Here is a 14,807-nt window from a genome sequence, read left to right as displayed (position 1 = left end):
TTGTTCTGAATCTGGCGAAGTAGGACAATTGCCGGCTTCACGTCACTATCAGCGACCTTGAATGGCCTTCCTTGCACTTGGTATTAACCACAAGACTGCTTCCGTAGACGTCCGCGAGCGCGTGGCCTTTACGCCTGAGCAACTGGTTGAGGCCCTGCAGCAGCTTTGCCGACTCACCGAGAGCCGCGAGGCTGCCATCCTCTCCACCTGCAATCGCAGCGAGCTTTATATAGAGCAGGATCACATTTCGGCCGATACCGTGCTGCGCTGGCTGGCCGAATATCACGATCTGAGTCTTGAAGAGCTGCGCGCCAGTGCCTATGTGCATGAAGACGATGCGGCCGTTCGTCACATGATGCGCGTTGCCTCCGGGCTCGATTCGCTGGTGCTGGGCGAACCGCAGATTCTCGGCCAGATGAAGTCGGCTTATGCCGTGGCCCGTGAGGCCGGCACGGTCGGGCCTCTGCTGGGGCGCTTGTTCCAGGCCACGTTCAATGCCGCCAAACAGGTGCGCACCGACACGGCCATCGGCGAAAACCCGGTGTCCGTGGCATTTGCCGCGGTCAGCCTGGCGAAACAGATTTTCAGCGATCTGCAACGCAGCCAGGCGCTGCTGATCGGCGCGGGGGAGACCATCACCCTGGTCGCGCGCCATCTGCACGACCTGGGGGTCAAGCGTATCGTGGTTGCCAACCGTACCCTGGAGCGCGCCAGTACCCTGGCCGAGCAGTTCGGCGCCCATGCTGTGCTGCTCTCGGACATCCCGGCCGAGCTGGTGCACAGTGACATCGTCATCAGCTCCACCGCCAGCCAGTTGCCGATCCTGGGCAAAGGCGCGGTGGAAAGCGCCCTGAAACTGCGCAAGCACAAGCCGATTTTCATGGTGGACATTGCCGTTCCCCGGGACATCGAGCCGGAAGTGGGCGAGCTCGACGACGTTTATCTGTACAGCGTCGACGACCTGCACGAAGTGGTCGCCGAGAACCTCAAGAGCCGGCAAGGGGCGGCCCAGGCGGCCGAAGAAATGATCACCATCGGCGCCGAGGACTTCATGGTTCGCCTGCGCGAGCTGGCGGCGGTGGATGTGCTCAAGGCTTATCGTCAGCAGAGCGAACGCCTGCGCGACGAAGAGCTGCAAAAGGCCCAGCGCCTGCTGGCCAACGGTGGCAGCGCCGAAGAGGTGCTGGTGCAACTGGCTCGCGGCCTGACCAATAAATTGCTTCACGCGCCCAGTGTCCAGCTCAAGAAGCTGACCGCCGAAGGCCGCCTCGATGCGTTGGCCATGGCCCAGGAACTCTTTGCCCTCGGTGAGGGTTCACCGGATAGTTTTTCGGATAAAAAATCGCAATGAAAGCGTCACTGCTCAATAAGCTGGACATTCTCCAGGACCGTTTCGAGGAACTGACCGCCCTGCTGGGCGATGGTGAAGTCATTTCCGACCAGAACAAGTTTCGCACGTATTCCAAGGAATACGCCGAAGTCGAGCCGATCGTCGCCACCTATAAACAGTTGCTCAAAGTGCAGGGCGACCTTGAAGGCGCCCAGGCGTTGCTCAAGGACAGCGATCCGGACATGCGCGAAATGGCGGTCGAGGAAGTCCGTGAAGCCAAGGAGCAGTTGCTCGAGCTTGAAAGCAACCTGCAACGCATGTTGTTGCCCAAGGATCCGAATGACGGTCGCAATGTGTTTCTCGAGATCCGTGCCGGCACCGGCGGCGACGAAGCGGCGATATTCTCCGGGGACCTGTTCCGCATGTATTCGCGTTACGCCGAGCGTCGCGGCTGGCGGGTGGAGATCCTCTCGGAGAACGAAGGCGAACACGGTGGCTATAAAGAGGTCATCGCCCGGGTCGAAGGTGACAACGTCTACGGCAAGCTGAAATTCGAATCCGGCGCCCACCGCGTGCAGCGTGTCCCGGCCACCGAATCCCAGGGGCGTATCCACACTTCGGCCTGTACCGTGGCGGTTTTGCCCGAGCCGGACGAGCAGGAAGCCATCGAGATCAACCCGGCGGACCTGCGGGTCGACACCTACCGCTCCTCGGGGGCGGGCGGTCAGCACGTCAACAAGACCGATTCGGCGATCCGTATCACTCACCTGCCTTCGGGCATTGTGGTCGAGTGCCAGGAGGAGCGTTCCCAGCACAAGAACCGTGCGCGTGCCATGTCGTGGTTGTCGGCCAAGCTCAACGATCAACAGACCAGTGCTGCGGCCAACGCCATCGCCAGCGAACGCAAGCTGTTGGTGGGCTCTGGAGATCGCTCGGAGCGGATTCGTACCTACAACTTTGCCCAGGGGCGGGTCACCGACCATCGAGTCAACCTGACGTTGTATTCGCTCGACGAAATTCTCGCCGGCGGCGTCGATGCAGTGATCGAACCGTTGCTGGCCGAATACCAGGCCGACCAGTTGGCCGCGATTGGCGAGTAAGCACAGGTGAACATATGACCATCATCGCCAGTTTGTTACGCGCCGCCGAGCTGCCGGATTCGCCCACGTCCCGACTGGATGCCGAATTGCTGCTGGCCGCGGCACTGGGCAAGTCCCGCAGCTTCCTGCACACCTGGCCCGAGCGAATCGTGCCAAGCGAAGCGGCGTTGTTGTTCTCTGAATACCTGCGCCGCCGTCGTTCTGGCGAGCCAGTGGCTTATATCCTCGGGCAGCAAGGCTTCTGGAACCTCGACCTGGAAGTGGCGCCTCACACCTTGATTCCGCGCCCCGACACCGAACTGCTGGTGGAAACCGCGCTGGCCTTGCTGCCGGCCACACCGGCGAGGGTTCTGGATCTGGGCACCGGCAGCGGCGCGATTGCCCTGGCATTGGCCAGCGAGCGCCCGGCCTGGACAGTCACCGCGGTCGACCGTGTGCTGGAGGCGGTGGCCCTGGCCGAACGCAATCGCCAGCGCCTGGACCTGCGCAACGTCACGGTGCTGAGCAGCCACTGGTTCAGCGCTTTGGACGGTGAGCGTTTTGAGCTGATCATCAGCAACCCACCCTATATAGCCGCCACCGATCCTCACCTGGCCGAGGGCGACGTGCGGTTCGAGCCGGCCAGTGCCCTGGTGGCAGGACACGACGGGCTTGATGATTTGCGCACAATTATCACCCAGGCCCCCGATCATCTTGAAACGGGTGGCTGGTTGATGCTCGAGCACGGTTACGATCAGGCCGACGCGGTGCGTGATCTGCTGCAAACCCAAGGGTTTACTGAAGTCCACAGCCGCCAGGACCTGGGCGGGCATGAGCGCATCAGCCTGGGGCGCCTGCCGTGCTGAACGATCAGGAGCTGTTGCGCTATAGCCGGCAGATTCTGTTGCAGCACGTCGACATCGACGGGCAACTGCGACTCAAGCACAGCCGCGTGTTGATTGTCGGCCTCGGCGGGCTCGGCGCTCCGGTGGCGTTGTACCTGGCCGCTGCTGGCGTCGGTGAGTTGCACCTGGCGGATTTTGACACGGTCGACCTGACCAACCTGCAACGCCAGATCATCCACGACACCGACAGTGTGGGCCTGAGCAAGGTCGATTCGGCGATGCGTCGCCTGACGGCGCTCAACCCCGAAATCAGCCTGGTGCCTCACCCACAGGCCATGGACGAAGACAGCCTGTCTGCTGCCGTCGCGGCGGTGGATGTGGTGTTGGATTGTTCCGACAATTTCTCCACCCGCGAAGCGGTAAACGCGGCGTGTGTCGCAGCGGGCAAACCGCTGGTCAGCGGTGCGGCGATTCGCCTGGAAGGGCAGTTATCCGTGTTTGATCCGCGCCGCCCGGAAAGCCCCTGCTATCACTGCCTCTATGGCCACGGCAGCGAAGCCGAATTGACCTGCAGCGAAGCCGGTGTGCTCGGGCCGCTGGTGGGGTTGGTGGGCAGTCTGCAAGCCCTTGAAGCCTTGAAACTGTTGGCCGGTTTCGGCGAACCACTGGTGGGACGCCTGCTGTTGATAGACGCCGTGGGCAGCCGTTTTCGTGAGCTGAGGGTCAAGCGTGATCCGGGGTGCAGCGTCTGTGGTGGCAGCCAGCATGACTGAAGCGCCGGTCGGTGTGTTCGATTCGGGTGTCGGCGGGTTGTCGGTGCTGGGGGAGATTCGTCGGCTGTTGCCCAATGAGTCACTGCTCTACGTTGCAGACTGTGGGCATATTCCCTACGGCGAGAAAACCCCGGAATTCATCCGGCAGCGGTGCGCAATCATCGCCAACTTTCTCCATCAGCAGGGCGCCAAGGCACTGGTGGTGGCTTGCAATACCGCGACGGTTGCCGGGGTCGCCGATTTGCGTCGCGATTATCCCCACTGGCCCATTGTCGGCATGGAGCCGGCGGTCAAACCGGCGGCGGCCGCCACTCGAAGTGGCATTGTCGGTGTGCTGGCAACCACTGGCACATTACAAAGCGCCAAATTCGCCGCGTTACTTGATCGGTTCGCCACCGATGTGCAGGTGATCACCCAGCCGTGCCCCGGGCTGGTAGAGCTGATCGAAGCAGGCGATCTCCAGAGCCCGGCTTTGCGTCAATTGCTGCAGGGCTATGTCGAACCTTTGCTGGCCGCCGGCTGCGACACGCTGATCCTGGGTTGCACGCACTATCCCTTCCTCAAGCCATTGCTCAAGCACATGGTCCCCGCGCACATCAGCCTGATCGACACGGGGGCCGCCGTTGCCCGGCAACTTCAACGCCTGCTCGCTGAACGCGGCCTCCTGGCCGCCGGTCCCGCCAGCGAAACGCGATTCTGGAGTAGCGCAGATCCGATACATTTAAGAAAAATCCTACCAACGCTATGGAATTCGTCCGGCGTTGTGCGAAGCTTCAGTCTGTAAAAAAACCTGAAAAATACCTAAATCAGGCTGAACTTCTGTTTTAACGCGGATTTCTATAGCTTTGTCTGTTTGTAACAAAACTAACTAAGTCTGTTCGGAAAAGGATGTTTCTAATGAAGCGTTTATTCTGCTTGGCCGCACTTGCGGCTGCATTGTTGGGGCACACTTACTCCGCACAAGCGGCAGGTGTGGAGTTTGGGGTGGGCCAGACCGGCGAGTCGACCATGACTTACCGCTTGGGTATGCAGTTCGATTGGGACAAGAGCTGGTTGCAGAGTGATGTAGGTCGCCTGACCGGCTATTGGAGCGGCGCTTACACGTATTGGGAAGGGGATGAGGCCTCCAGCAATCACAGCCTGTCGTTCTCGCCTGTCTTTGTGTATGAGTTTGCCGGTCAAAACGTAAAACCCTACATCGAGGCGGGTATCGGTGTTGCGTTGTTTGAAAATACCCAAGTGGAAAACAACCAGCTCGGTACGGCTTTTCAGTTCGAGGACCGCATTGGTTTCGGCCTGCGCTTCAACGGTGGACATGAAGTGGGTATTCGCGCCACTCATTACTCCAACGCCGGCATCAAGTCGACCAACGACGGTGTCGAAAGTTACGCGCTGCACTACACGATGCCGCTGTAACCCAAACCCGTGGGAGCGAGCCTGCTCGCGATAACGAAGTATCAGACAACCTCATATTGACTGGTCTACCGCTATCGCGAGCAGGCTCGCTCCCACGGGCTACCGATACGCAGTCGCAATCCCTTTGCGTTCTTCAATACATTCCGGCGCGCCCATCTCGAACTCGCGGCAGATCAGCGGGCGTTTTTCGTAGATCGTGCACCTCATGCTGTCGCGATCCAGCGCCGCGCACCAACCATCGTCGAGCCGCAACATCACTTCTCCACCCCATTCGTCCGTGTCGATAAAGCGTTCGGGCACGCCAGTGTCAGTGATCAGCATGACTTCCAGTTGGCAACAGCACGCCGCGCACGTCGAACAAGTGACGGCAGGCTGGGGGATCTGATGGACAGGGATGGTTTTCATGGCGCGCAGTGTAAGGCAACCGCGCCCCTCAGGGTTGGCCCTTGATCGGGCACCCATTCCCCGCTTTATCTGAGTTGACGTCAGTGAGCATCGATTCGGTCGATGAAGGTAGCGGCCAGAGTACGGTCATGGACGAAACGGGGAGCGCCACTTCATGGGGGCGCTCGGCCAGTTGTTTCAGCACGTGATGTGCCGCCGTTTCGGCCGTCCACTGGACTGGGGCCGGAAAACAGTCGTCGAGGCTGAGCGAAGGGCTGTCGAAGCCCGGATGAACCAGCGTCACGTCGATGCCCTCGGCCACCAGTTCGACGCGAGCCGACTCAAACAGAAAACGCATGCCTTTGCCGTCGGCCTCGCTATATGACGGTGGCAGGTAAGTCGCCGGGCTGGCGATGCCCACCAGATGGGACCGGTTTCCTGCACGCAGCAATGGCAGGGCAGTGTGAATGCAGAAGCTGGCCGCTATCAGATTGCTGCGCACAATGTGTTCGATGATCAAAGGGTCGGCGGGTTGGCCGTCGATGTATTCGGCGGTTCCTGCATTGAGAATCACGGTGTCCAGGGAACCCCACTGCCGGGCAATCTGTTCGCCGATCTCGCGTACGGTCTGGCTGTCGGTCAAGTTGCCGGGCACCGCCAGTACTTGTCCCGGATAACGTGCCGAAAGGTCTTCACTCGAGCGCGACGAGCGCGAGCTAACGGCCAGGTGTGCGCCGGTTTTGAGTATCGCTTCGGCCAACGAAACGCCGATTCCGTTGCCCGCGCCGGTCAGCCAATATCGCTTACGAGTTTCTAGACCCATTCCATACTTCCTTCGCCGAGCAGAGTGCACGAGTTTGGTATAAGACTGTATGGCCGCAGGGTTGAAATTGCATCTTACGGTCCGTGTTTTTCTGTTCGCTGATCGCCCGATTTCTTGGTTTTACACTTATCGAGTTGGCAGGTTTCTGAACGCCTGCAATGCACGAGCCCGGGACTGACCCAGGTCGACAATCGCCGGAGGATAATCCGTCACGCCAAACAATCGACCCTGCATGTTTGGATTATGGACCTGTTGCTTATCGAGATCGTTCAGTTCAGGTAACCAGCGTTTGATGAACAATCCTTCACGGTCGAATTTCTCCGATTGACTCAAGGGGTTGAAGATCCGGAACCAGGGCGCCGCATCCGTCCCGGTCGAGGCGCTCCACTGCCAGCCGCCGTTGTTGGCGGCCAGGTCGCCGTCGATCAGGTGTTGCATGAAAAAGCGCTCACCCTCGCGCCAGTCGATCAGCAGGTTCTTGGTCAGAAACATCGCCACCACCATCCGCAAACGGTTGTGCATCCACCCGGTTTCCAGCAACTGGCGCATGGCCGCGTCGATGATCGGCAAGCCAGTGCGTGCCTGTTTCCAAGCCTCCAGCTCTTCGGGGGCGTTGCGCCACGCCAGCGCTTCGGTTTCCGGACGGAACGCGCGATGGCGAGACACCCGTGGATAGCCCACTAGAATGTGTTTATAGAACTCACGCCAGAGCAATTCATTGATCCATGTCACAACACCGACATTTCCGCTCTCGAATTCACCCTGGTTGGCCTGCAGCGCCGCATGCAGGCATTGGCGTGGCGAGATCACACCCGCCACCAGGTACGCCGAGAGCTGGCTGGTGCCTGGCCTGGCGGGAAAGTCCCGTTCGCTCTGGTAATAATCGAGGTGTTGCTCAGCGAAGGTGTCCAGGCGCCGCCGGGCTTCGTTTTCACCCGCTGGCCAGAGGGCGCGCAGCGTTTCACTCGCAGGCGAGAAGCCTTCGACTTGCGTGGGCACCGGGTCGCTGACAATGCCGGTGGGTGCCTGCCGGGCCGGTTTGGCGACCAGGCTTGGCAGCGAAAAGTGCAGGCGGCTGTAACAGACCTTGCGGAACTGGCTGAACACCTGGAAATAGGTGCCGGTCTTGGTCAGCACACTGCCGGGCTTGAACAGCAACTGGTCGAGGTGGCTGTGAAATTCGATGCCCTGGCCCTGCAACGTTCGGGCAACTTCGGCATCTCGGTGGGTTTCGTTCAAGCCGTATTCTTCATTGACATGGACGGCGTCGATTGCCAGTTCGTGGCACAGCGAGAGCAGAATCTGCGGTGCCTGATCCCAGCGTGCAGCGTGGCGGATCAGCAGCGGGATGTTCAACGCCTCCAGGGCAGTGCTCAACGAGGCGAGGTTACGCAGCCAAAAGTCGATCTTGCACGGTGCATCGTCATGCGCGCGCCATTGTTCCGGGCTCGGCAGGTACACCGCCACACAAGGTCCCCGGGCTGCTGCGGTGGCGAGGGCGGTGTTGTCGTGCAGGCGCAGGTCGCTGCGCAGCCAGATCAGTTGCGTGGGCTTTTTCATTCAAATAAGTGCTCTGCGACTCAGTTCGCGGTAAGCCGATAACGGATCTTCGGCCCACGTAAGGTTGTCGGTCGAAATGCCTGTGGATAACCGGGCGTGATGGATCGATGCGGCCGGGCCGGCGATGATGATCGGGCAATCCACCCCACTGATCAGCTTGGGCAGTTGGGACAGGTTCAGCGCGTTGCTGGAGTACAGCAGCACTCCACGGGCTTTGAGGCGTTCGACGGCCAAGGCCAGTTCGCCTGCGGGTATCGGCCCATCGAACACTTCCACGGGGCAATCGGCGCTGCTGGCCAGCCAGGCGCTAAGCCACAATTGGGGTTCCAGGGGCAGGTCCGAATGGTTGACCAGCAGCAATGGCGCACCGCGCAACTGACGATTGTTGTGGTAGATCCGACTGCCGAATTTGCTGCGCAGCCAGGAGTACAGAAACACCCGCTCCAACTGCGCACCGAACTGGCCTTGCCAGCGCAATTGCAGTTCGGCCAGCAAAGGCAACAACAACTGCTCGCACACCGTCCAGGGCGGATAAAGCGCCATAGCCTGGTTGACCAGATCATCGACCTGACGCTCGGCCAGTTGCGTGACCGCCAGCATCAGGGCGTGGCGCTGACGCTGCCAGTCGTTTTCCAACGGTTCACTGGGCGGCTGCGGTGTGTCGAGCAGCGGTTTTATCTTACTCACCGCCACCCCCCGATCGATCCAGGTGAGGATGCTCAAGATACGTTGCACATGATCGGCATTGAACAGTCGGTGACCCTTGGGGGTGCGGTGCGGCACGATCAGGCCATAACGGCGCTCCCAGGCTCTCAGGGTGACGGCATTGACCCCGGTTTGGCGGGCGACTTCGCGTATGGGCAGCCAGCCCTGCGCCAGGGCTTTGGCGAAGTCGGCCCCCAGGTCTTCGCTGGCGCTGGAATCAGGTTCGCTTTTCATCAAATGGCATTTCGCAGACTGAGGTTTTCCGGGTGTGGTTGCAGGTAGACCTGCTGCGCCAGATAGGGATCGGGATGCAGGCGCAAGTGATGCTTGAGCAAGGTCAGCGGAACTACCAGGGGGACGATGCCGAGGCGGTATTGCCCGATGAGGTGTTGCACTTCCTGCTTGTCTTCGGCGTTGATGGCGCGTTTGAGGTAACCGCTCAGGTGTTGCAGCACATTGGTATGAGTGCGGCGGGTGGCGCATTTTTTCAAAGCAGCCATCAAGGCGCTGAAGTAGCGTGCGCCCAGCTCGTCAGGATCGGCCTTGCCCATGTTGCCCAACAGATTGCCCAAGGCTTTGTATTGCACCGGGTTATGGGCCATCAACAGATATTTGTAGCGCGAGTGAAAGTGGATCAGGTCACGGCGTGTCAGGCCTTTGCGGCGCAGCGGTTGCCAGGCCGCGTAGGCAAATACCCGGGTCAGGAAATTTTCCCGCAGCACCGGGTCGTTCAGGCGACCGTCTTCCTCCACCGGCAAGTCGGGGTGGCGCTCGCAAAACGCCTGGGCATAGATGCCGCGTCCGCCGCCGTCCTGTGGCACGCTGTTGTGATCGTAGACCTTGACCCGCTCCAGTCCGCAGGACGGCGACTTCTGCATGAAGATGTAGCCGCAGATGTCATCCAGTTCCTCGGCCATCTGCTCTCCGTAAGCGGCCAATGGCCGGGTTACATTGAGGTCGTGCCTGACCGTACCAACCGCGTCAGGCCGTTCGGGATTACCCACCAGCCGGATCGGCTCGCGGGGGATGCCCAGGCCAATGGCGACTTCAGGGCAGACCGGCACGAAGTCGAAGTAGTCGACCAAGGTACGGCTGCATAGCTGCGATTGCTTGTGTCCGCCGTTGAAGCGAACTTCAGCGCCCATCAGGCAGGCGCTGATAGCGATTTTCGGTTTGACGACGGCATCATGGGGCATGGGCGACCTCTGATTTCAAATCTTGTACAAAATAACATTTGTGTACAATATTTTCATCATAGATCCGAACGCGCACAAGTCAACCGCTTTTGCGTGTGGGGCGATGTGGTTTTTGCGCAGACAGGCTGCTGCCTGTTTCGACAGCAGCGGGTGACGTAGGCTGGCGCGTTCTATTGCAGGCTGGCGTGCAGACGGCGTGCGGCTTCCTGACCGCTTAGCCAAGCACCTTCGACACGACCGGACAGGCACCAGTCGCCACAGACATACATACCCAGGTCGGCATCGGCCAAGGCGCCCCATTCATGGTTGCCGGCGGGGCGCGCGTAAAGCCAGCGGTGGGCCACGCTGAAGCTGGGCGCAGGCATTGCACTGTGCAGCAACTCGGCGAACGCGCCGTGCAGGTGTTCGATCACCGCTTCCTTGGCCATGTCGATGTGTTGGCGACTCCAGTCGCTGGTGGCGTGCAGCACCCAGGTGTCGAGCGTGCTGTCGCGCCCCGGTTTGCTGCGGTTGCGAGCCAGCCAGTCGAGGGGGCTGTCCTGGACGAAGCAGCCTTCCATGGAGGTATCCAGCGGTGTTTCGAAGGCCAGGGCCACGGCCCAGGTGGGGTCCATCTTCACGCCCGCCGCCACTGCGGCCAGCTTTGGCACGGCCGCCAGCAATGCCGTGGCCTGGGGCGCGGGCGTAGCAATCACCACCTGGCCGAAGGGGCCGTGGGTGAAGCCTTCCGCGTCCTGCAAGTGCCAATGCTCCTGACCGCGGTACACCTCGGTGATGCGGCAGGAGAACTGCACCTGCAACTCGCCAAGCAGGGCACGGGTGATGGCGCTCATGCGCGGGGTGCCGACCCAGCGGGTCTGCTCATCCGGCGACGGGCTCAGTTGCCCATCCTTGAAATGATAAAGCTGAGGTGTCCATTCCGCCGCCCAGCCCTGGGCTTGCCAACGCTGGACTTCCATCACGAAGCGGCGATCGCGGGCAGTGAAATACTGCGCGCCCATGTCCAGTGCGCCGGCATCACTGCGCTTGCTGGACATGCGTCCGCCACTGCCATGGCTTTTATCGAAGAGTTGAACGACATGCCCGGCCTCCGTCAGGGCCTGGGCGGCTGAAAGTCCGGCGATGCCGGTGCCGATGATTGCGATAGGTACAGTCATGAGGGCCTCGTTTACCTTTCTGTACAGACTACGCCGTCGTTTAAACCTGTACAATTAGGGTTTTTGGTATAAGTTTTACCGTTCGCGTTTTGACAGGGTGACCTATTGTTAAACACAGACCCTGCCTGATACGAAAAATCCCTGCTTATAAAAATAGACTAATGGGCTGGGTAAAACGCGATGCGAGGAACACTTCATGCACATATTGCTGACCGGCGGTACTGGTTTGATCGGACGTCAGCTCTGCCGCCACTGGTTGGCGCAGGGCCATCGCTTGACGGTGTGGAGTCGTCGCCCCGAAGACGTGGCGAAGATCTGCGGCGCGCAAGTGCGGGGTGTCGCCCGGCTCGAGGAGATTGCCGAGCCGGTGGATGCGGTGGTCAACCTCGCGGGGGCACCGATTGCGGATCGACCCTGGAGCCATAAACGCAAGAAGTTGTTGTGGAGCAGTCGCATCACCCTGACAGAAGCGTTGTTGGCTTGGCTGGAGCGTAGCGAACACAAACCCGGGGTATTGATTTCCGGTTCCGCGGTGGGGTGGTACGGCGACGGCGGCGAGCGTGAGCTGACCGAGGACTCGGGACCGGTGAGCGAGGACTTCGCCAGCCAGTTGTGCATCGCCTGGGAGGAAACCGCGCAGCGCGCCGAGGCCATGGGCATACGGGTGGTACTGGTTCGCACCGGTCTGGTCCTGTCGGCCGAGGGCGGCTTTTTGTCGCGGCTGCTGCTGCCGTTCAAACTGGGGTTGGGCGGGCGTATTGGCAATGGCCGGCAGTGGATGCCGTGGATTCACATTGCCGATCAAATCGCTCTGATTGATTTTCTTCTGCACCGCGATGAGGCCAGCGGTCCTTATAATGCCTGCGCGCCGAACCCGGTGCGTAACCGCGATTTTGCCAAGGCCCTGGGGGGCGTGTTGCATCGGCCGGCCGTGGTGCCGATGCCGGAGCTGGCGCTGAAGGTCGCATTGGGAGAATTGTCATTGCTGTTGCTGGGCGGCCAGCGCGCAACGCCGGCCCGATTGCAGGCGGCGGGTTTCACTTTCCGGTTCACTGATTTGCATGCGGCTCTCGACGATTTGTCGGACCGCCTTTGAAATAGGACGTTGCATGACCGATCACGCGTTGCTTCTGGTGAATCTGGGTTCGCCTGCTTCTACTTCGGTGGCCGATGTGCGCCGCTACCTCAATCAGTTTTTGATGGATCCCTACGTCATCGACCTGCCGTGGCCGGTGCGGCGCTTGCTGGTGTCGCTGATCCTGATCAAGCGCCCCGAGCAATCGGCCCATGCCTATGCGTCGATCTGGTGGGACGAGGGCTCGCCGCTGGTGGTGCTCAGCCGTCGCTTGCAACAAGCCATGACTGCGCAATGGACCCAGGGGCCGGTTGAGTTGGCGATGCGTTATGGCGAGCCGTCCATTGAGTCGACCCTGGTGCGCCTGGCAAGCCAGGGCCACAAGAAGATCACGCTGGCGCCGTTGTATCCGCAATTTGCCGACAGCACAGTCACCACGGTGATCGAAGAAGCCAAGCGGGTGGTGCGCGAGAAGAAGCTCGATGTGCAGTTCTCGATTCTCCAGCCGTTCTACGATCAGCCGGAATACCTCGACGCCCTGGTTGCCAGCGCCAAGCCGTATCTGATGCAGGATTACGACCACCTGCTGTTGAGCTTCCATGGTTTGCCCGAGCGGCACCTGACCAAGCTCGACCCCACGGGTTTCCATTGCTTCAAGGACGCCGACTGCTGCAAAAATGCGCCGCCTGAGGTCATGGCTACGTGTTACCGCGCGCAATGCATTCGCACCGCCGACCTGTTCGCCCAGCGCATGGGGCTCAAGGATGGCCAATGGTCGGTGTCGTTCCAGTCGCGACTGGGGCGTGCCAAGTGGATCGAACCCTACACCGAAGCGCGCCTGGATGAACTGGCTAAAAGTGGCGTGAAAAAAGTGTTGGTGATGTGCCCGGCGTTTGTGGCCGACTGCATCGAAACCCTGGAAGAAATCGGTGATCGCGGGCGCGAGCAATTTCGTGAGGCGGGCGGGGAGGAGTTGGTGCTGGTGCCGTGTCTCAATGATGATGTGCAATGGGCGCAGGCGTTGAGCACCCTGTGCGAGCGGGCACCGATCGCTTTGTAAAAATCAAGGGCCCAATCGCGAGCAGGCTCGCTCCCACAATGGATCTCGAGTGTTCAAAGATCCGCTGATGTGGGAGCGAGCCTGCTCGCGATAGCTATCTGACTGGCAGCACAAAACTTCAAGCTTGAGTCAGATCAGCGGCTCATCCGCCTTCTTCTGCTTCCAGCCGTCATTGCCCGGCAGGATCAGGTTCAGGGCGATCGCCACTACCGCGCACAATGCGATGCCTTTGAGGCCGAAGTCGTCCGGGCCGGTGCCGGTGCCTACCAGCACACCGCCGATACCAAACACCAGCGTCACCGAAACGATCACCAGGTTGCGCGCTTCGCTCAGGTCGATCTTGTGGCGGATCAGCGTGTTCATGCCCACCGCCGCGATCGAACCGAACAACAGGCACAGGATCCCGCCCATCACCGGCACTGGGATGCTTTGCAGCAGCGCGCCGAACTTGCCGATGAACGCCAGGCTGATGGCGAAGATCGCCGCCCAGGTCATGATTTTCGGGTTGTAGTTTTTGGTCAGCATCACCGCGCCAGTGACTTCGGCGTAGGTGGTGTTGGGCGGGCCGCCGAACAGGCCGGCTGCCGTGGTGGCGATGCCATCGCCGAGCAGGGTGCGGTGCAGGCCGGGTTTTTTCAGGTAGTCGCGACCGGTCACGCTGCCCACCGCGATGACCCCACCGATGTGCTCGATGGCTGGCGCCAAAGCCACCGGCACGATGAACAGGATCGCTTGCCAGTTGAACTCCGGCGCGGTGAAATTCGGCAGGGCGAACCATGGCGCGGCGGCGATTTTGGCGGTGTCCACTACACCAAAATAAAACGCCATGGCAAAGCCCACCAGCACGCCGGAAATGATCGGCACCAGGCGGAAAATGCCTTTGCCGAACACCGCGACGATCAGGGTGGTGAGCAGCGCCGGCATCGAGATCAGCATCGCCGTCTGGTAGGCAATCAGCTCGGTGCCGTCGCCGGCCTTGCCCATGGCCATGTTGGCGGCAATCGGTGCCATGGCCAGGCCGATGGAAATGATCACCGGCCCAATCACCACCGGCGGCAGCAAGCGGTCGATAAATCCGGTGCCCTTGACCTTCACCGCCAGGCCCAGGAAGGTGTAGACGAAACCGGCCGCCATCACCCCGCCCATGGTCGCGGCCAGGCCGAACTGGCCCTTGGCGAGAATGATCGGGGTGATGAAGGCAAAGCTCGATGCCAGAAACACCGGCACCTGACGCCCGGTGACGATCTGGAACAGGATTGTTCCCAGGCCTGCGGTGAACAGCGCTACGTTCGGGTCCAGCCCGGTGATCAGCGGCATCAGTACCAGCGCGCCGAAGGCGACGAACAGCATCTGCGCGCCGGATAAGACCTGGCGCCAGAGCGGATCGTTGAACTCATCCTGCAT

15 protein-coding genes are annotated in these 14,807 nt (G+C 60.8%); 8 read left to right on the top strand and 7 right to left on the bottom strand.

Features of this window, described 5'->3' with window-relative positions:
• Positions 1-61: 61 nt before the first annotated feature.
• The 6 genes from hemA (at position 62) to T3A99_RS17385 (ending at position 5,443) form a co-directional block, all read left to right on the top strand.
• Positions 62-1,351, top strand: coding sequence for a glutamyl-tRNA reductase (gene hemA / locus T3A99_RS17410; protein ID WP_047229397.1), 1,290 nt, complete (start codon positions 62-64; stop codon positions 1,349-1,351).
• Positions 1,348-2,430: a peptide chain release factor 1 gene (gene prfA, locus T3A99_RS17405; RefSeq protein WP_047229398.1), complete on the top strand. Its 1,083-nt coding sequence runs from the start codon at positions 1,348-1,350 to the stop codon at positions 2,428-2,430. The genes hemA and prfA overlap by 4 nt, the downstream gene beginning before the upstream one ends.
• Positions 2,431-2,444: 14 nt before the next feature.
• The gene (gene prmC / locus T3A99_RS17400; RefSeq protein ID WP_322834606.1) at positions 2,445-3,275 is read left to right on the top strand and encodes a peptide chain release factor N(5)-glutamine methyltransferase; all 831 of its coding nucleotides are present in this window, start codon (positions 2,445-2,447) and stop codon (positions 3,273-3,275) included.
• The gene (locus T3A99_RS17395; protein WP_274091316.1) at positions 3,269-4,027 is read left to right on the top strand and encodes a molybdopterin-synthase adenylyltransferase MoeB; all 759 of its coding nucleotides are present in this window, start codon (positions 3,269-3,271) and stop codon (positions 4,025-4,027) included. The genes prmC and T3A99_RS17395 overlap by 7 nt, the downstream gene beginning before the upstream one ends.
• A complete protein-coding gene (murI, locus tag T3A99_RS17390; RefSeq protein ID WP_274091317.1) occupies positions 4,020-4,811 on the top strand; it encodes a glutamate racemase in 792 nt (263 codons plus the stop codon). The genes T3A99_RS17395 and murI overlap by 8 nt, the downstream gene beginning before the upstream one ends.
• A 113-nt stretch (positions 4,812-4,924) precedes the next feature.
• Complete coding sequence (locus T3A99_RS17385) at positions 4,925-5,443, top strand: acyloxyacyl hydrolase (protein ID WP_047229402.1); 519 nt, start codon at positions 4,925-4,927, stop codon at positions 5,441-5,443.
• A 99-nt stretch (positions 5,444-5,542) separates the two neighbouring features.
• On the opposite strand, the gene T3A99_RS17380 is transcribed toward T3A99_RS17385, so the two are convergent.
• From T3A99_RS17380 to T3A99_RS17355, 6 genes are all read right to left on the bottom strand, one after another.
• Positions 5,543-5,848 (bottom strand): YkgJ family cysteine cluster protein, encoded by a 306-nt coding sequence (locus T3A99_RS17380; RefSeq protein WP_076386300.1) that lies wholly within the window; start codon positions 5,846-5,848, stop codon positions 5,543-5,545.
• Positions 5,849-5,876: 28 nt separating this feature from the next.
• Positions 5,877-6,650 (bottom strand): SDR family NAD(P)-dependent oxidoreductase, encoded by a 774-nt coding sequence (locus T3A99_RS17375; protein ID WP_173407382.1) that lies wholly within the window; start codon positions 6,648-6,650, stop codon positions 5,877-5,879.
• 126 nt (positions 6,651-6,776) lie between these two features.
• The gene (gene phrB / locus T3A99_RS17370; protein ID WP_076386296.1) at positions 6,777-8,210 is read right to left on the bottom strand and encodes a deoxyribodipyrimidine photo-lyase; all 1,434 of its coding nucleotides are present in this window, start codon (positions 8,208-8,210) and stop codon (positions 6,777-6,779) included.
• Positions 8,211-9,149, bottom strand: coding sequence for a MerR family transcriptional regulator (locus tag T3A99_RS17365; protein ID WP_047229406.1), 939 nt, complete (start codon positions 9,147-9,149; stop codon positions 8,211-8,213).
• Positions 9,149-10,111, bottom strand: coding sequence for a YbgA family protein (locus T3A99_RS17360; RefSeq protein WP_047229407.1), 963 nt, complete (start codon positions 10,109-10,111; stop codon positions 9,149-9,151). The genes T3A99_RS17365 and T3A99_RS17360 overlap by 1 nt, the downstream gene beginning before the upstream one ends.
• A gap of 170 nt (positions 10,112-10,281) precedes the next feature.
• Positions 10,282-11,268, bottom strand: coding sequence for an NAD(P)/FAD-dependent oxidoreductase (locus T3A99_RS17355; RefSeq protein WP_047229408.1), 987 nt, complete (start codon positions 11,266-11,268; stop codon positions 10,282-10,284).
• A gap of 196 nt (positions 11,269-11,464) precedes the next feature.
• On the opposite strand from T3A99_RS17355, the gene T3A99_RS17350 reads away from it, so the two are divergent.
• Positions 11,465-12,364 carry a TIGR01777 family oxidoreductase gene (locus T3A99_RS17350; RefSeq protein WP_322834605.1) on the top strand — a complete coding sequence of 300 codons (900 nt, stop codon included), beginning with the start codon at positions 11,465-11,467 and terminating at the stop codon, positions 12,362-12,364.
• Positions 12,365-12,377: 13 nt separating this feature from the next.
• Positions 12,378-13,403 carry a ferrochelatase gene (hemH, locus tag T3A99_RS17345; protein ID WP_047229410.1) on the top strand — a complete coding sequence of 342 codons (1,026 nt, stop codon included), beginning with the start codon at positions 12,378-12,380 and terminating at the stop codon, positions 13,401-13,403.
• A gap of 129 nt (positions 13,404-13,532) precedes the next feature.
• Here hemH and T3A99_RS17340 read toward each other — a convergent pair whose 3' ends face one another.
• A complete protein-coding gene (locus tag T3A99_RS17340; protein WP_076386292.1) occupies positions 13,533-14,807 on the bottom strand; it encodes a uracil-xanthine permease family protein in 1,275 nt (424 codons plus the stop codon).

Source organism: Pseudomonas sp. N-137, assembly GCF_034555295.1.
Classification (GTDB): domain Bacteria; phylum Pseudomonadota; class Gammaproteobacteria; order Pseudomonadales; family Pseudomonadaceae; genus Aquipseudomonas; species Aquipseudomonas rhizophila.
Note: the sequence above shows the minus strand (reverse complement) of the source record. Positions and strands in the feature narration are given on the sequence as shown.